The organism is Paenibacillus sp. NPDC058367 (assembly GCF_042723305.1).
In the GTDB taxonomy this organism is placed as follows: Bacteria; Bacillota; Bacilli; order Paenibacillales; family Paenibacillaceae; genus Paenibacillus_AQ.
The window spans coordinates 1,000,666-1,023,325 of the sequence record NZ_JBHXIZ010000002.1 but is presented as its reverse complement, the minus strand read 5'-3'; the positions used below and the strand labels follow the sequence as shown (position 1 = coordinate 1,023,325).

Annotated in this window: 19 protein-coding genes; 6 read left to right on the top strand and 13 right to left on the bottom strand. The window is 40.7% G+C overall.

Translation table 11 applies throughout. From position 1 onward, the window contains the following. The first annotated feature begins 114 nt into the window (after nt 1-114). Complete coding sequence (locus ACFWMP_RS15710) at nt 115-1,281, top strand: ROK family protein (protein ID WP_379424178.1); 1,167 nt, start codon at nt 115-117, stop codon at nt 1,279-1,281. A gap of 72 nt (nt 1,282-1,353) precedes the next feature. Here ACFWMP_RS15710 and ACFWMP_RS15705 read toward each other — a convergent pair whose 3' ends face one another. The 4 genes from ACFWMP_RS15705 to ACFWMP_RS15690 all read right to left on the bottom strand — a co-directional run bounded on the left by ACFWMP_RS15705 (nt 1,354) and on the right by ACFWMP_RS15690 (nt 5,347). Next, a complete protein-coding gene (locus ACFWMP_RS15705) occupies nt 1,354-2,211 on the bottom strand; it encodes a sugar phosphate isomerase/epimerase family protein (protein ID WP_379424177.1) in 858 nt (285 codons plus the stop codon). Continuing rightward, nucleotides 2,204-3,220: a Gfo/Idh/MocA family protein gene (locus tag ACFWMP_RS15700; RefSeq protein WP_379424176.1), complete on the bottom strand. Its 1,017-nt coding sequence runs from the start codon at nt 3,218-3,220 to the stop codon at nt 2,204-2,206. The genes ACFWMP_RS15705 and ACFWMP_RS15700 overlap by 8 nt, the downstream gene beginning before the upstream one ends. Nucleotides 3,221-3,293: 73 nt before the next feature. Next, entirely contained in the window at nt 3,294-4,454 is a 1,161-nt protein-coding gene (locus ACFWMP_RS15695; RefSeq protein WP_379424175.1) for a Gfo/Idh/MocA family protein, read from the bottom strand. After that, nucleotides 4,451-5,347, bottom strand: a complete 897-nt coding sequence (locus ACFWMP_RS15690; RefSeq protein ID WP_379424174.1) for a sugar phosphate isomerase/epimerase family protein — start codon at nt 5,345-5,347, stop codon at nt 4,451-4,453. Before ACFWMP_RS15690 ends, ACFWMP_RS15695 begins: the two co-directional genes overlap by 4 nt. A gap of 156 nt (nt 5,348-5,503) precedes the next feature. Between ACFWMP_RS15690 and ACFWMP_RS15685 the strand changes: the two genes are divergently transcribed. Beyond that, nucleotides 5,504-6,766: a helix-turn-helix domain-containing protein gene (locus ACFWMP_RS15685; RefSeq protein WP_379424173.1), complete on the top strand. Its 1,263-nt coding sequence runs from the start codon at nt 5,504-5,506 to the stop codon at nt 6,764-6,766. A 19-nt stretch (nt 6,767-6,785) separates the two neighbouring features. Here ACFWMP_RS15685 and ACFWMP_RS15680 read toward each other — a convergent pair whose 3' ends face one another. The 5 genes from ACFWMP_RS15680 to uxaC form a co-directional block, all read right to left on the bottom strand. Beyond that, the gene (locus ACFWMP_RS15680; RefSeq protein ID WP_379424172.1) at nt 6,786-8,192 is read right to left on the bottom strand and encodes an MFS transporter; all 1,407 of its coding nucleotides are present in this window, start codon (nt 8,190-8,192) and stop codon (nt 6,786-6,788) included. A gap of 308 nt (nt 8,193-8,500) precedes the next feature. Further along, complete coding sequence (locus ACFWMP_RS15675) at nt 8,501-9,907, bottom strand: MFS transporter (RefSeq protein WP_042193972.1); 1,407 nt, start codon at nt 9,905-9,907, stop codon at nt 8,501-8,503. Between the two features lie 179 nt (nt 9,908-10,086). After that, nucleotides 10,087-11,502 carry an NADP-dependent phosphogluconate dehydrogenase gene (gene gndA, locus ACFWMP_RS15670; RefSeq protein WP_042188538.1) on the bottom strand — a complete coding sequence of 472 codons (1,416 nt, stop codon included), beginning with the start codon at nt 11,500-11,502 and terminating at the stop codon, nt 10,087-10,089. 17 nt (nt 11,503-11,519) lie between these two features. Further along, the gene (gene uidA / locus ACFWMP_RS15665; RefSeq protein ID WP_379424171.1) at nt 11,520-13,328 is read right to left on the bottom strand and encodes a beta-glucuronidase; all 1,809 of its coding nucleotides are present in this window, start codon (nt 13,326-13,328) and stop codon (nt 11,520-11,522) included. A 31-nt stretch (nt 13,329-13,359) separates the two neighbouring features. After that, the gene (uxaC, locus tag ACFWMP_RS15660; protein ID WP_379424170.1) at nt 13,360-14,763 is read right to left on the bottom strand and encodes a glucuronate isomerase; all 1,404 of its coding nucleotides are present in this window, start codon (nt 14,761-14,763) and stop codon (nt 13,360-13,362) included. A 206-nt stretch (nt 14,764-14,969) separates the two neighbouring features. Between uxaC and ACFWMP_RS15655 the strand changes: the two genes are divergently transcribed. Continuing rightward, a complete protein-coding gene (locus ACFWMP_RS15655) occupies nt 14,970-16,145 on the top strand; it encodes an ROK family transcriptional regulator (RefSeq protein WP_379424169.1) in 1,176 nt (391 codons plus the stop codon). 269 nt (nt 16,146-16,414) lie between these two features. Here ACFWMP_RS15655 and ACFWMP_RS15650 read toward each other — a convergent pair whose 3' ends face one another. Both ACFWMP_RS15650 and melA read right to left on the bottom strand, forming a co-directional pair. Then, a complete protein-coding gene (locus tag ACFWMP_RS15650; RefSeq protein ID WP_379424168.1) occupies nt 16,415-16,837 on the bottom strand; it encodes an NUDIX hydrolase in 423 nt (140 codons plus the stop codon). Nucleotides 16,838-17,166: 329 nt separating this feature from the next. Further along, on the bottom strand, nt 17,167-18,465 hold the full coding sequence (gene melA, locus ACFWMP_RS15645) for an alpha-glucosidase/alpha-galactosidase (protein ID WP_042188548.1): 1,299 nt from the start codon (nt 18,463-18,465) through the stop codon (nt 17,167-17,169). A 254-nt stretch (nt 18,466-18,719) separates the two neighbouring features. On the opposite strand from melA, the gene ACFWMP_RS15640 reads away from it, so the two are divergent. Then, nucleotides 18,720-19,583, top strand: a complete 864-nt coding sequence (locus ACFWMP_RS15640) for an AraC family transcriptional regulator (RefSeq protein WP_379424167.1) — start codon at nt 18,720-18,722, stop codon at nt 19,581-19,583. Nucleotides 19,584-19,594: 11 nt separating this feature from the next. On the opposite strand, the gene ACFWMP_RS15635 is transcribed toward ACFWMP_RS15640, so the two are convergent. Next, complete coding sequence (locus tag ACFWMP_RS15635) at nt 19,595-20,119, bottom strand: GrpB family protein (protein ID WP_379424166.1); 525 nt, start codon at nt 20,117-20,119, stop codon at nt 19,595-19,597. Then, nucleotides 20,116-21,339 (bottom strand): MFS transporter, encoded by a 1,224-nt coding sequence (locus ACFWMP_RS15630; RefSeq protein WP_042188554.1) that lies wholly within the window; start codon nt 21,337-21,339, stop codon nt 20,116-20,118. Before ACFWMP_RS15630 ends, ACFWMP_RS15635 begins: the two co-directional genes overlap by 4 nt. A gap of 175 nt (nt 21,340-21,514) precedes the next feature. On the opposite strand from ACFWMP_RS15630, the gene ACFWMP_RS15625 reads away from it, so the two are divergent. Then, the gene (locus ACFWMP_RS15625; protein ID WP_379424165.1) at nt 21,515-22,294 is read left to right on the top strand and encodes a GNAT family N-acetyltransferase; all 780 of its coding nucleotides are present in this window, start codon (nt 21,515-21,517) and stop codon (nt 22,292-22,294) included. A 24-nt stretch (nt 22,295-22,318) separates the two neighbouring features. Continuing rightward, nucleotides 22,319-22,636, top strand: coding sequence for a DUF4190 domain-containing protein (locus tag ACFWMP_RS15620; protein ID WP_042188558.1), 318 nt, complete (start codon nt 22,319-22,321; stop codon nt 22,634-22,636). The last annotated feature ends 24 nt before the right edge of the window (nt 22,637-22,660 follow it).

The window sequence follows — 22,660 nt, the reverse complement described above, 5'->3', positions numbered from 1 at the left end:
GCTTAAAATAGCGTTCTGATAAACCACTTTAAATTAATTTGTTTACCATACAAACTAATTACCTGTATAATAACATCATGCCTTAGGTTCGTCAATCATTCAAGGAGGTGCTTTATGATTACCGGCGATTCTTCACATGTCAAACAAATTAATCGTGCTCTAATCTTAGGTGAAATTATAGGGCACGGCTCTATTTCAAGAACAGACCTGGCAAAGGTAACCGGGTTAAATAAGTCCACTCTATCCGTTCAGGCAGCTGATTTGTTAGCAGAGGTACTAATTATTGAGACCTATAAAGAGCATAACAATCCAGGCCGAAAACCGATCTTCCTCTCACTTAATGAAACTGCTGGGTATGCGCTAGGGATTGATTTGGACGGAAAAAAGATGACTTTTGTACTTACCAATTTACAAGGTGTTCCAGTCTCTTCTCAACTGATTGAGTTTGAAACCCATAACTATCACGAAATATTTAGATTACTAGTGGAACAGATCAGACACTATAAGAAGCGTTGTGAACTTGCTCCTCACGGCCTCATAGGCGTGGCCATAGGGGTACATGGGATTGTAGATAATTCTGAGTTGATTTGTTATCTCCCCTATCATCAATGGCACAACAGAGATTTAAAACAAGATCTTAAAGACGCAACTGGACTTAACATTTTTGTGGAGAACAACGCGAATTTAAGCGCCTTCTCAGAAATTGTCTTTATGCATCATCAGAGTGAGCATTTATTTTCATTAAGCTTCAATTCAGGAATAGGGCTGGGGATGATGGTTCATGGAGAGGTATTAAAAGGCTATAACGGCTTCGCCGGAGAGATAGGTCATATGATTATCATTCCTGACGGGAAAGTCTGCAGTTGCGGGAATACGGGGTGCTGGGAACAATATGCTTCTGAAGTAAGTTTAACGAGTTCGATAGCGCGTATGAAGAAAAAAGAAAAGGTAAGTCTTCAGGAAATTGAACATTGGATCCAAGTGTCTGACCCTGTAGCAATTGCTGCGCTAGAGAAATATATGAATTACATTGCGACTGGCCTCAATAATATTATAAATCTGTTCAATCCTGAAATTATGATTCTTAACAATCGCCTGCTAACAATCTATCCGAATGCCCTGCCTCTACTTCTATCAAAGCTAAGTTCGTCGATAAGTCAGCCTTGTAAGTTACTCCTTTCAGAATTAGGAGAGAAGGCCTGTGTTATGGGAGCTTGTGCATTAGTTATAAAAAACTTTCTTGGAGTCTCAAAGCTTAGCTTGAGTAATAACAGGAGCTAGATGGATTTTGTAATAAAAAAACGAATAAAGCCTATTTCAACGGCTTTATTCGTTAGATTAGATTACTAAATTTTAGAACCAGTTCTCATAACCCAACTGTTTCAGATAGCTTCCTGAAGTCTGTAGACAATCAAACGGATCTTTCCCATACGTATCGTCTTGCTCAATCAAGAAATACTGCACACCACTCTCGTGACCGGCTTCGATAATCGCCTGAATATCTAAGCTCCCTTCACCAAGCTCTGCAAACTCAATAATATTGGAGAACTTATACATAAACTTTGACATATCTTTAAAGTCATCTGCACTTAAATCCATGTGGCCGATTCTGTAATCCTTTAGATGCAGTAAGGATACACGTCCAGCAAAGCGTTTAATAACATTTACCGGATTCTCACCACCCCGCTGAATCCAATGAACATCCAATTCGAAACCGAGCTTCGAGGTGTTGTTCTTCATCATATCCAGAAGCGTTTCCCCGTCATATTTCTCAAATTCTACGTGGTGGTTGTGATAATAGAGCTCAATACCGTGCTTCTCCAAACGTATAGCCATTTCTTCTGCTTGATGAATATACTCCATGATTTTCTCTTTATTTCCCATAAGCGTTATTGGCATCATACCAATACGGACATAATTACAGTTCAATGTCCTGCAATCATTGACGATTTTATCGAAATCTGTGGTTAAGGATTCCCCTAGCATACCCGGCATCGTATTCAGAGGAGCAGAGACCGACACGATTTGGATATTAAAATCCTCGCTAGCTCGTTTAAGCTCGGACACATTCTCCTTAGTCATATCAATTTGAGTGACTTCAACGGCACTAAATCCTAGTTCTTTCACCGTTCGTAGTGTCTCATAAACTCCGTTTTCCACAATTTTATTTTTCAAGTTGAACATTTGCACACCAATTTTACCGTTACTCATCAAGATCACCCTCCAGTTGAATTTCTTGTTTTTGTGCCGAAGATTTGTGAATCGTATCTATCATTCTTATGGACTGAACAGCATCTCGGATATGAACATAATCGTGTGAATCGTTACGTATACAATCATAGAAATGATCGATTAGTGAAGCGTGGCTAGCTCCATAATAAAACTTCGTCCCTGGAAGCTTGGCATCTTCAACTAATACCTCTTTCTCCCCATGATCATCTTCTTTAATTAATAGGCTGTCTTTTATTGTGAATTTCACTTTCTCATACGTCACTTCAAGCTCAACGCTAGAATTACTCGCATTGGCAACGGTTGCAAAAAACAAGCCCTTAGCTCCGTTCTTAAACCGAATATACGCAGACACCGTATCCTCGACCTCAATACCGTAATTCATCAGTTGATCAACGGATCCTCGGATCGCCTCGATCGGCCCACCAAGCAATTGCATATGATCCAGCGTATGGATCGATTGATTAATCATCACCCCGCCACCGGATTCGCTTTTCCGTCCACGCCATGGTTTGATATCATAATAGACTTGCGGTCTATACCATGCTACCAAGCCCTTAATCCCAATCAAAGGGCCATAGTCATTATGACGAACGATATCCTGAAGCATCTCAAAAGTCTCGTTATAACGGTTCTGTAGACAGATGCAAACTTTGATCTGCTCATATTCTGCCTCAAGCTTCTCCATGGCTAACGCTTCTTCTATGTTTAAGGCTAACGGTTTTTCTTGAAGCACATGAACCCCATTCTCCATGCAGGCTTTGGTTACTGGATAGTGCAGATGATGTGGCAAGCAAATATGCACGCAGTCAAGGGACTCTTTTTGAAGCATGAGCAGATAATCTGTATAAAAGCTTATACCAGGTAGTGTGTTCCTTAGAGACTCATCAATATCACATACAGCCACTAACTCAATCCCTGGATTCGCCTGAATCGCTTGAATATGAATGTTGGAAATATCACCAAGTCCAATAACCGCTGCCTTTAACATATGGAAATCTCCTTTTCAAAACTAACCCATGGCTCATACCACGAGTTAGTTTTTTAAATATTAAGAAGTATCATTACTTGGTTAGAGGTTGCTTTTGCTCTTCTTCGATCTTCTTCTTGAGTTCGTTCAAATATAGCTCTTCATCAACAGGGAGCTCCACCTCTTTACCTAGCCAGCTAGATAAGTGAATGGCATTTGCAAGCGCCACGCCGTGAATACCATCACTTCCTGGTGCCAAAAGCGGCTCCCCATCTAAAATATGGGATGCGAAGTTCTTCATGACTGCAGTATGCTGAGCTCCCCAGACACTTTCAAAGGTAATAACTTCTTCATTGTAGATTTCATCCGAATTTCCACCCATGAATATTTTCATTACATCAACCATACTCATGGTATCGCTCATTTCGCGCTCAGGTTTGATCAGGCGTTTAACGGTTATCTTATTACTGTCATCAACTACGATTTTCCCTTTATCACCCAAAATCTCAAATCGGTCCGTTCCTACAACATCATGTGTGCAAGTGACGAATACGCCTGTTGCGCCGTTCCCATAGTCTAGTAGTACAGTAACCTCATCTTCTACTGCTATATTTCTTTGATAACCATATTTCACATTGGAGTAGACTTTCTTAGGCATTCCGCATATCCACTGTAATAAATCCAGCTGATGTGGAGCCTGATTGACCAGAACACCACCACCTTCGCCATCCCAAGTAGCTCTCCAAGCGCTTTGATCATAATAACCTTGAGGTCTCCACCAGGTGGTAATCATCCAATTCGTGCGACGAATCTCACCGATTTCTCCGTTATCAATAATTTCCTTCAGCTTTTGATATAGCGGGTTGGTTCGCTGATTAAACATGATTCCAAAAGCTAATTCGGGCTTAGCTGCTGCGAATTCATTTAGTTCTCTAACCTGCTTCGTGTATACTCCGGCTGGCTTTTCCACCAGGGCGTGAACGTTTCTCTTCAACGCTTCGATTCCCATTTCCGGATGCAAATAGTGAGGCACACAAGTGACTATTGCGTCTACTTCTCCACTTTCAATCATTTCGATGTAGTTGTCATAGAAAGGAACATCCGGATACTTTTCTGATGCCCACTGTTTCTTTGCAGGATCGATATCACAGATTGCCCCAAGCTGCATATTCTCCACTTTTTCTTCGGTCAAAAAATTTGCATATGCACTGCCTTGTGCACCAACACCGATAATTCCCATTCTTACTTTTGTCATTTCACTTTCTCCTCGCTTTCAATATGTTCAAGTATTTGAATAAGAGCTTCGTACTGTAGCTTGTAGCCCTCCGCCCCATTAAGACCTTTGTTGTCCTTAATAATTTCTTCTGCATTCTCCAGTTCTAAATCCTTTAAGGAGTCAAACTGAACCAGATGTGGTTCAAGCGTCAAGAAACCTTTATACCCACTGTGAATCACCTGAGACAATATCGACGGGATTTGCCCCTCCCCAGTCCCACAGACCACATTCTGATTATCCGACTTAACTGCATCCTTAATGTGTATATAAGCAATTTCATCTTTCAATAAATCGTAGCATGCTTGAGTATCCTCACCACATTGCACGAAGTTCGCAAAATCAAAAATAGCCTTAAAATACTTGGAATTAACCGCATTCAACATCTCACTACAGCGCCGAGCAATATCACCGTAGATATCTTTTTCATTCTCATGCAGTAGAATTACATCGTATTGTTCAGCGATCGTAGTAAATTCCTTGATCTTCTCAATCACTTCGTCCCGGTATTGATCGGGATCGTCACCCTTGGGAATATAGAAGCTGAATACACGAATATACTTGCACTGCAATAAATTGCTGAACTGACAGAGTCTGTGTAGCATTTCTTTTTGCTTCATAAAAGCGCCTTCATCTTTTACGAAAATTTTCCCGATTGGCGAACCGATGGAGGATACACGAATACCAGATTGTTCAAGTCTGGGCAGAACATTTGATTGAATCTCTTCCAGCGTATAGTCACCGATATTTTTACCGTCGATGCCGCGCAAGGATAAGTACTGCATTCCCAATTTCGAAACTACCTCAAGCTGCTGGTCAAACTCTGCAGAAATTTCATCAGAGAAGCCTGAGATGCTAAGGTTTTTATTTACCACAACCTCTTTTCCCTCCTCCTAGCGATTACCAGTTGAATGTGTAAGAATAACGTTACTATAAATGAAACCGATTTATTATTCTCGTAAAATCTTGTGTATAATAGTAAAATATAGAGCAGCTTGAGAAGAATAATGTTTACAAGGGGTGAGAATTTAGTGTTATCTGAGGAATGGGAACAACTACAAAAACTACTTAAATTCACATATAACTATGCGAGCATTGAGACTGTCTTTTTTCAATCAGGGGTACAGATCGTATGGGAGTCTGGGCATATACAAGTGCCAGAGCCATTAAAAGGTTACTTCGAAGATCTCAGAGCAATGCTTCAGCTTCAACATTCGAATGCCGCATCACATTTACTTATTCATTCCACATCCTATAAATTGAATTTCATCTCTTCCAACCTTTACAAAGGCACCAGTTACCTAGGGAGCGTAATTGTAGGTCCTTATCTACTGGAAGAGCCTTCTACACTTCTCATGCACGATATTATATTTGACAATAATTTGTCCATTTGGCTGCAGCCCATCTTAGAACAATATTATCTCTCTCTGCCTTTAATCAATGAACAAAAGGTCAATAACATCTCAGAATTTCTAGCGTATCTTTCAGAGAGTGCTCAACTTTCTAACCACTCGGTTTCAACTTTTGAGCATGTTAGCTATAACTTTCGAAGCCAGAATCTGTTACTTTCTGAAGCGGTCAAAAACAAAACAGATTTATCGCCAGCGATCATAGAAGAAAGATATCGGAAAGAAAATCAATTATTGTCTATTATAGAGCGAGGAAATCAACAACAGCTGCAACAATTCTTGAAGGATGGTGCATGGGGTAAGAACGATTTTCCTGACCGTTTCCCTACGGACCCCCTACGATCACGTAAAAATTTATCCTTTGTAAGCAACACTCTGCTGCGCAAGGCAGCAGAGAAAGGTGGCGTTCATCCAGTCTACATAGACAGTATCTCAGAGAAATTTTCTATTCAAATCGAAAGATCTGCTTCTGTACAACAGCTTTCTGAGCTTCAAATGAAAATGTATTCTGAATACTGCAAGCTTGTTAATGATTTGTCTCTGAAACCCTATAGTTCTCCCATAAGAAAAGCGATCGAATATATCCGCCTAAACCTGGATAAAGAATTGAGTCTTGATATAATAGCCCGTGCGATCTCGGCAAGCATGTACGAGCTTTCCAAACAGTTCAAACAAGAAACTAGCCAATCTATTATTGATTACATCAACTTGCTGAGAATTAAATCCGCTGTTGAAATGTTGGAGAACAATTATCTATCGATAACGGATATCGCTCAGATGGTTGGTTATAATGATGTGAACTATTTTATAAAGGTCTTTAAAAAAACTAACGGAATCACGCCAAATCAGTTCCGGAAAAATAGAAGAAGTATTCAGCAGAATTAACATCTGAAATCGCTACATTTTACAAGCTTCTATTCTCTCTTAAGTCAGTAGCAAGCTGGAGTGTACGTTTTTTGTTCAATGGATAAAGAAATACTAAGATTAGGAAAACTATGAACACCATAACGGCAGGTAATAAAGTTGCTAATGTATGCACTCCCTGAAGTGTATCCTGCGATTGCGCTTTAAGCTGAGCATTATATCCGACAGCACTAATGGCAAAACCACCAAGTCCACCAGCAATTGCTTGACCCACCTTACGGGCAAAGGAATACACAGAGTAAACTGTACCATCTTCCCGTAATCCCGTTAAGTATTCATGATAATCAATAACATCCGTAACAAATGCCCAGATCGTCATGTTAAAGAAAGCGGTACCAAATGAGGCTACAGTCATTACTCCAATGAATTGATTAACGCTCAAGTTCGGCATGAAATATAACAAAGCATATACTATAGCCGCTAGAAGCAGACCCGCTGAGGCGGTTTCTTTTTTTCCGAATCTTGCAACCAAAGGTTTTATTAATGGCATGGTAATGAATATCGTTGCCGTTTGAATCAAGCCCATCATACTTAATGCTTTTGCACTTCCGAAATAGTCTTTAAACAAATAGACATTCACAGCACCGGTAAGCATAAAGCAAGTCATGATGGCAAGCGAAGCGATTAGGATCCAGATCAGGGGTTTGTTCTTTTTAAATCCTTTTAGCGTTGCTCGAAAATTTGTTTTTACCTTTGAGTTATTCGACGAAGTAATACGTTCAGTGGAGAGACTATAGCAGGCCATATAACAGGAGAGTGAAAGAATGGCGAAGATAACAGCTGTCAAAAAAAATCGATTAGCATCTGCTTTGTTATCTACGAAAATAATCAAAGGACCAACCACATTTATAATCAGCCCTGCTAATGAAGCCCCTAAGCTCCGAAAGGTTGATAGCGAGGTTCGTTCCACTGGATCACTGGTGATCACTGAAGCCATTGAACCGTAAGGAATATTAACCGTACTGTATAATGTTCCCCATAGAATATAAGTTACAAAAGCGTAGGCCAGATAGAATCCATCAGACATTCCTGGAATATGAACGAACATTAACACACCAGTAACAACTAGCGGAAAAGACATTCTAAAGATCCATGGTTTGAATTTCCCCTTCGGCCCTGCTTTTCTAGTATCGATAAAACGTCCCCAAGTTACATCTGCGACTGCATCCCATAAGCGAGCAATGAGAAAAAGTCCGCCTACGGCTGCCGCACTGATTCCATACACATCTGTATAGAATACCATCAAGAAAGAGCTTGCAAGAATGAAGAAAAAATCATTGCCGAAATCACCGAACAAATAACCCATCTTATCTCTGAGGCCAAACCTTCTGTTGTTTACATTTGTTACTAAACCCTTTGAAGTTTCGAGACCGGCTTGTTGATTCATATTTATCCCCCCGTAACTTTTGAATAGCTACATTTAAGCGCATCCTTCAAAAGTAAGAATTGTAAGGATATTTAATTAGTTCATTAAACTAACAAAATATCTTTACCGTAGGATAACACCATCAACTTATACTCGTCAACAGAAATTGTAAGCGCTTCAAAATATTTTTTATGTGTATATTTTCACATCGTTTTTTCGCAAAAACCTCTCAGGAAGTTGAGTAATATCAAACATCTTTAAAGCAAAAATCAACAAAAAACCCCTATCAAACCTGGGGTTTCTGTTGAAAGATGACAAACGATATAACCTTAAGAATGACTTCTCTCTGCTATGTCTGCGGTAAGTTGAAGCGTGCGTTTTTTGTTCAAAGGATATAAGAATACAAGGATCAAAAATACTAGAGCTAAGATAATGGCAGGCATTAATGTTGCTAAGGTATGGAGTCCGTGAAGCGTAGCTGGTGTCTGTGATTTAAGGGTGGCATTATAACCTACTGCACTAATCGCAAACCCTCCAAGTCCTCCAGCAATCGCTTGCCCCACCTTACGAGCAAAGGAGTAAATAGAATACACCGTTCCATCTTCACGAAGGCCCGTTATGTATTCATGATAATCTATCACATCGGTCACAAACGCCCAGATCACCATATTAAAGAAAGCGTAACCAAAATTAGCGATAGACAATATTCCAATAAATTGATTAGTGCTCACATTAGGCAAAAAGTATAATAAAGCGTAAATGGCTGCAGCTAATAAAAGACCGGCGGAGGCTGTTTCCTTTTTACCGAATCTGGCAACTAGTGGTTTTACTAATGGCATAGCGATCAACATAGCTACGGTTTGAACAAAACCTACCATACTTAAAGCTGTTGTACTACCAAAATAGTCTTTGAACAAATAGATATTTACTGATCCGATAAGCATAAAACAAGTCATAAAAACGAGTGAAGCAACTAAGATCCAGATTAGAGGTTTGTTTTTGGAGAATCCTTTTAAAGTGGCGCCCAGATTACCTTTAACCTTATTGTTCTCTGGGGCAATAATCCGTTCAGTTGATAGCTTATAACAAGCCATGTAACAGGAAAGTGAAAGAATAGCAAAGATAACGGCAGCAAGCAAAAATCGGTTCGGATCAGCCTTGTTATCTACGAATATAATCAGGGGCCCTACTACATTAATAATTAACCCCGCTAATGAAGAGCCTAACGTTCGAAATGTTGATAGTGAGGTGCGTTCAACAGGATCACTTGTGATTACAGAAGCCATTGACCCGTAAGGAATATTCACAGTACTATAAAACGTTCCCCAGAGGATATAGGTTACATAGGCGTAGGCGAGATAGAATCCGTCAGACATCCCTGGAAGATGAATGAACATTAATACACCTGTAACCACTAGTGGAAACGACATTCTAAAAATCCATGGTTTGAATTTTCCGTTAGGGCTTGCTTTTCTAGTATCTATAAAACGCCCCCAGGTTACATCAGCGATTGCATCCCAAAGTCGGGCAATTAGGAAGAGCCCACCAACGGCAGCCGCATTAATTCCAAATACATCCGTGTAGAATACCATTAAGAAAGAGCTTACAAGAATAAAGAAAAAATCATTTCCGAAATCACCGAATAAATAACCCAGCTTATCCCTTAGACCAAACTTTCTGTTTGTTGCACTAGACACAAAACCCTTTGAAGTTTCCAGACCAGTTTGTGTATTCAACTTCATTCCCCCGTAACTCTTGGATGGTGTACACTTTTACTTCTTCACCTATCAAAAGTAATGATGTAAGGATAATTAATTTGTTTAATAAACTAATTAATTATCCTTACCGTAGAATACCATTTTCTGATGTGCTCGTCAATAACTTTTGTAAGCGCTATATTAACTATTTTATTAGTCTATTCTAACCATTTTGTATGAAATACGCCTTCTTTATCTACTCTCTGATAAGTATGGGCACCAAAATAATCTCGCTGTGCCTGTAGTAAGTTTGCAGGAAGTGTCTCCGCGCGATAACTGTCGTAGTAAGCAATCGCACTTGAAAATGAAGGTACAGGGATCCCGCATTTAATCGCAAGTGATAGAACGTCACGTAGAGCCGTCTGGTACTCTTCCACTATATCTTTAAAGTATGGATCTAGCAAAAGGTTAGCAAGCTCAGCATCTTGATCATAGGCATCTTTGATTTTTTGTAGGAATTGCGCACGAATAATACAACCGCCACGGAAGATCATGGCTATATCTCCGTAACGTAAATTCCATTCGTACTCCTCAGACGCTACACGCATCTGTGCAAAGCCTTGAGCATACGAGCAAATTTTACTCATATATAGTGCTTTCCGAACAGCTTCGATCAGCTCATCTTGATCACCATTGTAGCTCTTCTTCTCTGGTCCTTGAAGCAATTTACTAGCCTTTACCCGTTCCTCCTTCATGGCCGAGATAAAGCGTGCAAATACAGATTCTGTAATAATAGGCAGCGGAACGCCGAGATCTAGCGCATTTTGACTAGTCCACTTTCCTGTACCTTTTTGGCCAGCGGTATCTAGGATGACATCGACCATAGGCTTTCCGGTTTCTTCATCTGTTTTCGCAAAAATATCGGCAGTAATCTCAATCAAATAACTATCCAGCTCACCTTTATTCCACTCACTAAATACATCATGCAGCTCTGCAGCACTAAGATTCAGGACCTGCTTCAGAATAAAATAAGCCTCCGAAATCAATTGCATATCGCCATATTCTATGCCATTGTGAACCATCTTCACATAGTGTCCGGCACCGTCGGGTCCAATATAGGTACAGCAAGGATCGCCATCGACTTTGGCCGATATAGCCTCGAGAATGGGCTTTACAAGCTCATAAGCTTCTTTCTTCCCCCCAGGCATGATGGAAGGGCCCTTAAGAGCTCCTTCCTCCCCACCAGATACGCCAGTACCAATAAAATGAAAGCCGGCGGATTGTAGTTCCTTGTTTCTACGAATAGTATCTTGGAAGAAAGTATTTCCTCCATCTATCAAAATATCGCCTTCTTCAAGAAAAGGCTTTAACGATTCGATTGTCGCATCCGTAGCTGAACCCGCTTTAACCATCAGTAATATTTTTCGTGGTTTCTCGAGCGCATTTACAAACTCTTCAACCGTTTCTGAGCCTATAAAATTCTTGCCATACGCTTCATTGGTTAGGAACTCTTCTGTTTTATCATAAGAACGATTAAAGACTGCGACGGAATAACCTCTGCTTTCTATATTCAAAGCCAGGTTCTTCCCCATCACTGCAAGACCTACGACACCAATCTGCTGCTGTTTAGACATGCCTCTGCTCTCTCCCTCTATTCGTTATCCTGTTTGTAATGGAAGTCTGGAATTGCAGTCCACCGTTTACGTAATTCATGCGCTGCATACTTAGGCTTACGATCCCGAGTAAAGATCCCCTTCTTATTCCCTTGCACACGAATGATTCCCTGACTTGTAGCGAAATCTGCAAAATTCCAAACCTGCTCACCGATAAAATGAGGGAATTCATCAAATACTTCATGATTGGCTTTATAAAACTCCACTTGATATTCTTCAGTGAACATAACCGGTTCAACGTCATGGAAACCAGCCACAGTATCCGCCCCGTATTCGGTCATCATGATCGGTGTGTTAGGGCAACGTTTAAGCCAACCATTGAATTCTGCACGCAATTTCACTTTTGCAGATTCCAGGTCTCCCCCATCCACATACCAACCATAGTAACGATTCAAAGCTAGAACATCGATTAGTTCAGCAATTTTATCTCGATCTGGAGTAGAAGCTAGATGAGTAACGAGTGTAACTGGTCGTTTTTGCGGATCTAATTCTCTCATCAATTCTACAAGCGGCTTAAAGTATTCATAGGCCCCTTCTTCCTCGGACGCAGGTTCATTAGCCACATTCCACATCACAACAGACGGATGGTTTTTATCTCGTGCAATTAATTCCCGAATATCTTGCTCATGTTGCTCTTTGGTTTGGAGTTCCTCCCATGTATTTTTATGGGCTCTGCCTCCTGATAACATGACCATAAAGTTCACATGTAGTCCCACGGCGGGGATTTCATCAATTACAACAAAACCTTCACGGTCCGCAAGACGCATTAATTCTTCAGAGTATGGATAATGGGAAGTGCGGAAGGAGTTCGCTCCCATCCACTTCATCAGATTAAAGTCTATAATATTGGCCGCTTCATCAAAGCCTCTACCATGAATGGGTGAATCTTCGTGTTTACCAAAACCCTTAAAGTAAAATGGCTTATTGTTGATTAAGAACTTCCCATCTTTAACTTCCACAGTTCGCACGCCAAACGGCTGCTCATACACATCGACAGTAGTTCCATCCTGAACAAGCTCAATTTGTAGTGTGTACAGATAAGCGTTCAACGGTTGCCAAAGCTTAACATTTTCAAGTGAGATTGTGCCAGCCTCTCCCGCTTGCTCAGCAACGATGTCTCCTGCTTCGTCCAGAACTGTTACTTTAACTTCTGCATTATTTACGAATTTCACAGCGTAGTTAACCTTACCGTTCAGACCTTCTAAAGCGGTTACAATTTCAACATCTTGTACATAGGTGTGAGGTGTTGTATAGATCTTAACAGGACGCTGAAGACCAGCATAATTGAAAAAATCGAAATTGGGTTCATTTTTCAGTTTTTTTCCGATTCCTGGAATTTCTTTCTCAGAGTAAATCCCAACAGGCAATGTGGAATAATCAACAATATTGTTCAACGCAACAGTCAATCTGTTTTTGCCTGATTTCAAGATCTGATTTAACTCCGTTTCAAAAGGCAGAAAGCCACCTTTATGCTCAACAGCAAGCTCTCCATTAACATACACTTTAGCTTGATGTGTCGCAGAACCAAATCTCAAGACAGTACGCTCAGCCGAGAACACATCCGGCACTGTAAATTCTCTTTCATACCATACCCAGCCTACATGATCACGGATTTCTGCTTTTACCCCGATGTCGTTAAAGGATGCTGGAACAGCCATCGCTATCGTATCTGTTAATTTGGATTCAAACCATTTTTCTTGAAAGCCCACACCTGAATCTAGCTTAAAGTTCCATAATCCATTAAGATCAATAATACTGCGAGTTTCAGTAACGATTGGATATAACATAAATAAATCCTCCTTTTATTGTATTAACAATTTATCTTTGCAAGAAAAACTTATCCGCATTATGATAGCCGATGTTTCGAATCATCTGTTCCAGAAAATCCATATCATTAGGAATTAGACCTTGTTCCACCCAGTTTCCAACAATCTTACATAAAATACGCCGGAAATATTCATGACGAGCATAAGACAAAAAGCTTCGAGAATCGGTAAGCATTCCAATAAAATGGCTAATCAAACCAACGTTCGCTAAATCCTTCATTTGCTTTTCCATGCCATCAATATGGTCATTGAACCACCATCCGGAGCCAAACTGTACTTTGCCTGGGATACCCTCTTCATAGTAATTCCCCATCATCCCCGCAAGCACTGCATTATCCTTAGGATTGAGGTTAAATAGAACCGTTCTCGGCAGAGAGTCCTCTTGATCAAGAGCATCCAAGAATCTGGACAATCCTTGTGCAAAATTAGTTTCACCCACTGAATCAAAACCTGTGTCAGAGCCAATAAGCTTTTTCATTTTTGTATTATTATTGCGGATAGCGCCCATATGCAGTTGCATCACCCACTGTTTCTCTGCATACATTTTTCCTAATGCTTTGAGCAGATAAGAACGATAATCGGTGATCTCAGCTTCGCTAAGCGTCTCTTTATTCAATTTTTTGTTAAAAATAGCAGTAACCACTTCCTCGGAAACCTCCGAATAATCCAGCTTCTGAATATCATGGTCCGATGCGCGTCCGCCATGCTCATGGAAATAATTCACTCTTTGCTTCAAAGCATCCAGAAAATCCTCCAAAGAATCAATCGAACTTCCAGTGATGTTTTTCAATTGATCTAACCAGGATAAAAAGGAAGCGGATTCAATATTTAGAGCGCCATCCGGTCGGAACGTCGGTGCGATAAGCGTCTCAAAAGTTTCATCTTGATTTAAGAGATCGTGATATTCAAGTGTGGATAGCGGATCATCTGTCGTTCCAATAAATCTCACATTTGATTTTGCGATAAAACCTCTAGGTCTGTGCGTTGGCAGTAGCAGCTTCTCATTACATTCCGTCCAAATTTCATGTGCTGTTGATGGACTAAGAATTTTCTCTATCCCGAAGAACATCTTCAATTCCAGATGTGTCCAATGATATAGAGGATTTCCTATTAAATGGGGAACCGTCTCAGCCCAAGCTTTAAACTTCTCCCAGTCATCTGCATCTCCAGTGATAAACTTTTCGCTTATACCATTCATTCGCATGGTGCGCCATTTGTAATGATCCCCCCCAAGCCAGAGTTGAGTAATATTAGCATACGGCTTGTTTTCCCAAATTTCTTGGGGATTCAGATGACAGTGAAAGTCAAAAATAGGCAATTGATTCGCACCATTTTCGAACAGTCGTATAGCTGTATCTGAATTTAACAGAAAGTGATGATCCAGAAAACTTTTCATACATGATCTCCTTCCAAATTCATATTCAGGTAACTCTATTACGGGTTTAAATTATCCTTACAGTTAATTTGTTTAATAAACAAATTAACTGTAAGGATAATTTATCAATTCCCTTTCGTTTTGTCAAATGTATGTTACAGCAGTATAATAACTCTTGATAGGAAGAAAAAGAGCATCAGAATCACTGCTCAAATTGGAGGATAATAATGATTACCGGTGATGCTTCATACATAAAGAAGATTAATCGTTCTTTGATAATCAGAGAAATTGTTAAGAAAGGAATGATCTCCCGGGCAGATCTATCCAAAGCTGTAGCACTAACAAGAGCAACTATCTCTGTTCAAGTAGCTGATCTGTTAGAAGATGAATTGGTTGTAGAAACACAGCTTGAACATAATGCTGTTGGACGCAAGCCAATTATGCTCTCTTTAAATGCTGACGCGGGTTATGCCCTCGGTATTGATCTAGATTATGGGCAAATATCCTTTGCGCTTACAGATCTTCTAGGACGCCCTGTATTTTCTAACATCGTTAAGCTTGAAACCACTGACTATTCCGAGATTCTTGCACTGCTAATCAAACATATCATCACATACAAAAAAAATTACACAAATAGTCGATATGGCATTATTGGTATTGTGATCGCCATTCACGGCCTCGTCTCGAATCAAGAGGTGATTCATTATGTGCCTCGTTTGGGATGGAATGATGTAAATCTGAAAGCAGATCTAGAAAACGCACTTAACCTTGAAATTCATCTTGAGAATAACTCGAATCTCAGTTCTTTTGCCGAAAGAGTCTATGTCCATCATGATACGGATAATCTTTTATCAGCTACATTTCATTCAGGTATAGGCTTAGGAATGATTATTAACAACAAATTCTTTCGTGGACATGACGGATTTGCAGGAGAAATTGGACATATGATTGTGGTGCCGGGCGGAAGACCGTGTAAATGCGGAAATAAAGGGTGCTGGGAGAAATATGCCTCTGAATCTAATATTATGGAGGTTTTGTCCAAAAAAAAGAAAACCCCTAATATTACCTATGAACAAATTCAGGAGTGGATTGACCAAGGTGATGCGGAAGTCACTGAGATCATGGATGAATTTATCTACTATCTCTCCATTGGCTTAAATAATATGATCAATATTTATAATCCAGACGTTATCGTAATAGATAGTGAATTGTTACGGATCTATCCAGACTCTATTTATAAAATCAAACAAAATTTAAATTCACAAATTAGCCATTACCGTGAATTGTTAATCTCTACGCTTGGCAAAAACTCATCCATTCTAGGAGCTTGCGCTTTGGCCATTCAGTATTTCCTAGATGTACCTGTGCTAAATCTGCCAAACGCAATGGAAGCTTCAGAGTAAATTGCAGCATACTAATTTCTCTGAAGACTATACATCTATGGAGTGAATGGTAAATACGGTGAATATTTGGACTTCCGGCCGCTGTTGTCTCCAGATTTCTTAAATTATACCGCTGTGAGCGGATGAAATCCGGAGACAAAGGCGATCGCTATCGCGCCTACAGTTCCAAATCCCCCCTTCGCTACGCTCTCCTTTAATGTTTTTTAAATTCAAATAATGCAAGCCTTTTCGTAGAAGATCACTTAAATTAAAGAAGCCTAAATCAGTTTTCAGCTTCTTGTTAGAGCTACTCTTCTTATACTCTCTTTTGTCCAAGGAGGAGCTTGAGGATGATTCATTATTTCCTCGTAGGTCATCCAATGTACGGCTTCAACCTCATCAGGACTCTTGTTATATGCTGTACCACTGTCATATTCGCATAGGAAGACCATATTTATAACGTTGCATCCAGCATCTGTCATAAAGGAGGAACTGTATACAAAAGTAACAGCATCTTTTATCTCGATGCCAACTTCCTCATAAAGTTCTCGTTTTACAGTCCGTTCTATGATATCGACTGTGCTTCCTTCAACGTCTACTTTCCCTCCTACAAGAGACAGAGTACCACCTGCATGTTCTTCTTTGATACTTCGTGTAATAACAAGCCATTTGTCATCCCTACAGATTGCACTTTCTACGTTTACTATGAACACGCTTTCTTACTCCCTTCTAATTGAGCAACTAATTAACTATTCCACTCGTTTTAAATTATTGGACTACCCTTTTGTATTCGACACCCGCTAGCTTCAACCCTCCGCTGATCCTTATGGACCCAAATAACACTATAAGTACAATTATCGTCATTTGAGCATGGCTTCAAGGGTTAACTGGGTCCAATTGCGAGTGTTTTCGTTCGCGGAGCGTACATCGAAGCGCAAAGGTTGATCATGCTCACAAAAAGAAAAACTGTCCCAAGCAGCCATTTCGTGGCTTTTTGGGACAGTTCCATATTTATATATCTGCCATTTAGGTTTAGACCGAATTATTTATACGCGGGCAACCAATCTCCATGGGCTGTGATCAGCTCATCACACATATTCGTAATGTCATCCATTGACAGTTCGGCGGCAGTGTGCGGATCGAGCATAGCTGCGTGATAAATATGCTCTCTCTTATGAGTAATCGCTGCTTCGATTGTTAACAATTGTGTATTAATGTTCGTACGATTCAGTGCTGCACACTGCGGAGGCAGATCTCCCACAAAGGTTGGAGTGACGCCACTGCGGTCTACAAGGCATGGAACTTCAACACATGCTTCTTTCGGAAGATTGGTGATAAGACCTGTATTCATAACATTACCACCAATTTTGAAAGGTACATTCGTTTCGATGGCTTCCATAATGTAGGACGCATATTCATGCGAACGTTCATGTACAAGCTCTTTGTTATTTACTAATTCTTCACGCATCTTCTGCCACCGTTCAATTTGTTCTACACAGCGGCGTGGGTACTCGTCGAGTGGAATTTGAAAGCGTTCGATGAGCTCAGGATAATTACGTTTGATAAAATAAGGATGATACTCTGCGTTATGTTCTGAAGACTCCGTAATGTAGTATCCAAATTTAAGCATCATTTCATAACGAACCATGTCCCCGTGATGTTCTTTCTGCTTTTCTGCAGCGCGGCGTTTGATTTCTGGATATAAGTCCTCTCCGTCCTTCGTAACCTCGAGTAGCCAAGCCATATGGTTAATACCGGCAATCTTAGCCTGTACACCTGTCTGATCCATTCCCAGATGCTCGAATAAGCCTGGAATACAATGCTGTACGCTATGACATAATCCAACGGTCTTCACATCACCATAAGTGTTCATCACATTGGTCAATACTGCCATTGGATTCGTATAGTTCATGAACAGAGCATCTGGACAAACCTCTCTCACATCTGCCGCAAAATCAAGCATGACAGGAATCGTACGTAAGTTGCGGAAAATGCCACCGATACCAACCGTATCCGCAATCGTCTGACGTAAGCCATATTTCTTCGGAATTTCAAAGTCTGTAATGGTACAAGGATCATAACCCCCGACCTGAATCGCATTAATCACATATTTAGCTCCACGTAAAGCTTCCTTACGATCCGTATAGGATTTCACGATACAAGTACTGCCACTACTTGCTTTTATATTACTCAGCATATTCTCGGAATCTTTTAGGCGCTGAAGATCAATATCATATAGGGCAAGCTCAAAGCCTTGAAGAGCTGGAGTTCTCATGCAATCTCCTAAAACGTTCTTTGCAAATACAGTACTACCCGCTCCGATAAATGTAATTTTGGACATGTGAAATATTCCTCCTTAAATAGTGAGTTCTACGGTCACGACATCGCTAACGACTCAGAAAACCTCGATGAATTTTCCTTATAAACACTAGAATGTCAGAGGGTATCCGTCTCTCTCTTCACTATTCACTATAAATGAGAGCGGTCTCAATGAGTATGGATAAATACAATTCATATATGGATATTTGTTGCATTTAAGTGGCCTGTCCTATAATCTAAATGTAATTCAAATCACGTATAGGAGGTCATAAGCAAATGGCTTCAGAGCATTATCATTTCACAGCAGGGTTTAATCTTGCTCCTGATGAAATCGACCTAACTGTATTGTTCAGCGGAGAAGGTAAACCGGTCCCGGGACATAAGATGGGGCCTTCTGTTCACGATTACTACCTTATACATACCGTAATGGATGGAAAGGGTGTGTTTCAGAGTGGAAGTAACTCTCATATATGTGGTACGGGAGATACCTTTGTCATTTTCCCAGGGGCATTATTCAGCTATCAGGCAGACATGGAACAGCCTTGGACTTATGCATGGGTAGCCTTGCAAGGAGAAGCCGTTCAGCAGCTATTTAAAGAAGTGGGGATTACACCGAACAAGCCGTTAATACACTTAGATAACCTTATAGAGATACATAACTTGTATGAACATATTCGTTTTTCCTTTCAGCAATCTGCTTATCCAAGGTTGGAAAGTTTGGAGGCTTCTGGGTGGCTGCGCCTTCTGGTGCACAAATTCGGCCTTGCGAACATAGGTTCGCTCACCCCTAAATCCGCACAATTACCGGATGTTATCGACCGCCAGATCAATCAAGCGATCCGCTGGATCTCTCTCCAATTTCATCAACAGATCAGTATCGACCACATGGCATCCTCTCTTGGTTATCATAGGGCACACCTCTCTAAGGCCTTTAAGCAAAAGATCGGAATGTCACCAAAGCAATATTTGTTAAAGGTTCGCATGGATAAAGCAAAGGAACTGCTTGGAGGAACGCTCACCATCGACCAGGTATCCTCTTCGGTCGGTTTCAATGATGCGTTATATTTCTCCAAGCAATTCCGTAAGTGGAGCGGTATGTCCCCCAGTGAATATCGAAGCCATCTTCGATCTGACACATGATTGCTTATGGGTTATTTCATGGCTTTTGATAAAATCGAGGTGACAAACGCTGTCTTTCCTTCACAGTAAGCATCCATATCGTAGCGATGTTGTTCCGCCAAATGCTGTTTGACTTCTGCATATGCTTGGCGTGCTACCGCATTTGAACGGAGATAGTCTCTAAAAGCGATATGCTCCAAATACCCTTTTCCATCCTTAGGGCATACATACAGATGATATTGCATGAATTCGTCCGCTTGACGTCTTTTGAAGGCTTCCCTGCCCTCGATTCCCAAGTTCCCTTGATGTTCATAACCATACTGTTGTAAACGTTCTATGATTTGTGGGAGTAAATCGTAGCTATCCATTACAAGATCAAGATCTATGATGGGTTTAGCAGCGAGTCCTTCAATGGAAGTACTCCCCACATGCTCTATCGTAATAATGAGGTCGCCAACATAAGATAACAACTGTTCTTTTATTCTATCGAATTCTAACTTCCACTCTGGATCATAAGGGACAACTTCTACGACTTTCGTCTTCTGAGCGATGCTCATGCACCTCCTGCGATGAATGTCTTCTTCTCAATTCCTCTATAGACTATCCATATGCATATAGCGGCCACAATTAGCATTCCACCCATCAGACAGACGCCATTCCAGCCCCAATGCTGCCATGCAAAGCTTCCAAGTGTTGATCCAATAGCTCCACCTGTAAAAGTGCTAACCATAAACACCGTATTTATTCGGCTGCGCGCCGCTGGCTCAAGTGCATAGATCCGTGTTTGGTTACTAACCTGTGACCCTTGTACTCCAAGATCCAGGATAATAACACCGGCAATCAGGCTCCAAATTGTAAATCCAGCTAAACCGAAGAATCCATAAGCAATCAATGTCAGCAATAGTAGTATACCTACTATCTTTTTCGGTGCGATCCTATCAGCTAACCTACCGATAAATGGAGCACCCGCAGCACCTGCTACACCGATCAACCCAAACAAGCCTGTGATAGAGCTACTATAGTGGTAAGGTTCACCTTCTAGAAAGAAAGCCAGTGAAGTCCAGAACACGCTGAAGCCACCAAACATACAAGCACCAATCAATGACGCTTCACGAAGCGTCGAATATCTGCGAATCAAATTCCCCATTGATTTCAGTAGATCTGTATAGGATGAATTATTTTCTGGTTTCGTCTTTGGAATTAGTTGGTATAAGATAAGGGATAACAATAGCATTATAGCTGCGGCAATCCAGTACATGGCTCTCCAGCCGAACATATCTCCTATAATTCCGGATATTGTTCTTGCCAGCAAAATACCAAAAAATAGCCCGCTCATTACGGTTCCAATAACCTTACCTCTTTCTTCTGGCAAAGCGAGCTCCGCCGAGAGAGGAATGATAACCTGCGGCACGACCGTAGTAATGCCAATAGCAAAGCTGGCGATATACATCCAAATAAGGTTCTGAGCTGTAGCGAAACCAACAAGTGATAGTGATACAGCAATAAGAAGTCCGGATATTAGTGTTCTTCGTTCACGGATGTCGCCCAACGGAACAAAGAATAACATCCCAAGCGCATAACCGATCTGAGTAAGCATCGATACATATCCTACTGCGTTAGAGGATGCATGGAATGTTCGTCCTATATCGGCCAAAAGGGGCTGATTGTAATACATATTTGCGACGCTTAATCCTGATGCAATGGCTAAAATAAGTATGAATTGCTTAGTTAGGCCTCCTCCTACACGAACTGCAGCGGGTGTGATAGATTGTGTCATGAAATTCTGTGCCTCCGATTACGTATGCTGCATAAACAGCAAGCTTTATTTTCCTAATACATTATAGCAGTCACTGTCAAGCTGACGTATTTCTGCGATATAATAATTATCTTAAATACAATGATCTGCATAAGTGCAATTTATATTGAAATATATTGAGCGGGGAGTAAATAACATGCACCAGAATGACCGAATTATAACCAGATTGCGCAAAGAACCGTTAAAGAATGTCAGTTTATTAAAAATGCTAACCTCATTCCATGAAGTCATGGAGTCTCATCTTGTGGAGCAAGGAAATCAATGGGGTGTTTTATTGCTTCTTCCTGCTTCAGCGTACGCATATGATCATAGAGTATATCCTCAAGCGGATTACATCGTATTTATGGATTACAGCAGCCCAGATGTATTTCCGGCTCTGTTTCAATTCCTGCCTCCGCAAGCAAATTTTGTTTTTAAACTGCAAGACCTGAACTATAAAAAGGCATTATCATCACATTTTTCAATGGAGAAAGTCCGGGGGTTCTACTCATACAGTGCAGCTGAGGGGCAAATCTTTCCGATGGACGAAGATGTTGTTATCAGTCATGTGGTTGACGACAGTTTAATTCCGCTGTGGGCCGCTAATCATTACACGAAAGACGAAATAGTAGACTATTTTCAAAACGGGGCTTTTTCCGTGTCAATTTTCCTAGACGACAATCCGGTCAGTACCTGCTTAGCGTTCCGCAATGAAGAAACCATCTGGGAAATCGGCGCTGTACATACTTTAGAATCCTCTCAAAGAAACGGATATGCGAAAAAGGTGGTCCAAACCGCCATACAAGAAACGTTAGAACGAGGGTTTATTCCACGCTATCATGTGCTTGAAACAAATCAAGCTTCCATTAGACTAGCTGAATCTATTGGACTCGTTCCTTGTGTACAGCTTGAACACTGGATTAACTACAGCCAATAACACGTTTGATAGGAGGTGATATGCATGAGTTATGGGCCAAACGAGAATCAGAACTATTATCCTCCCCCGCCTCCACCAACACCGATGAATGGCAAGTCAATTGCTGGTTTCGTCTTAGGAGTGCTTTCCATAATTGTTCCTTATATCGGATTTTTGTTAGGGATTGTAGCGGTTATTCTGTCTGCCCTATCCCTTAAAGAAATACGGATTCGGTATGAGCAAGGAAGAGGCTTAGCAATTGCGGGTCTGGTATGCGGGATTGTCGGCACTCTACTTTACGCCATATTAATTTTATTTTTTATTATTTTTATATACGCAGCAGCAAGTTACACCCCCTACTGATCCACACAAAAAAAAGGATCTCTA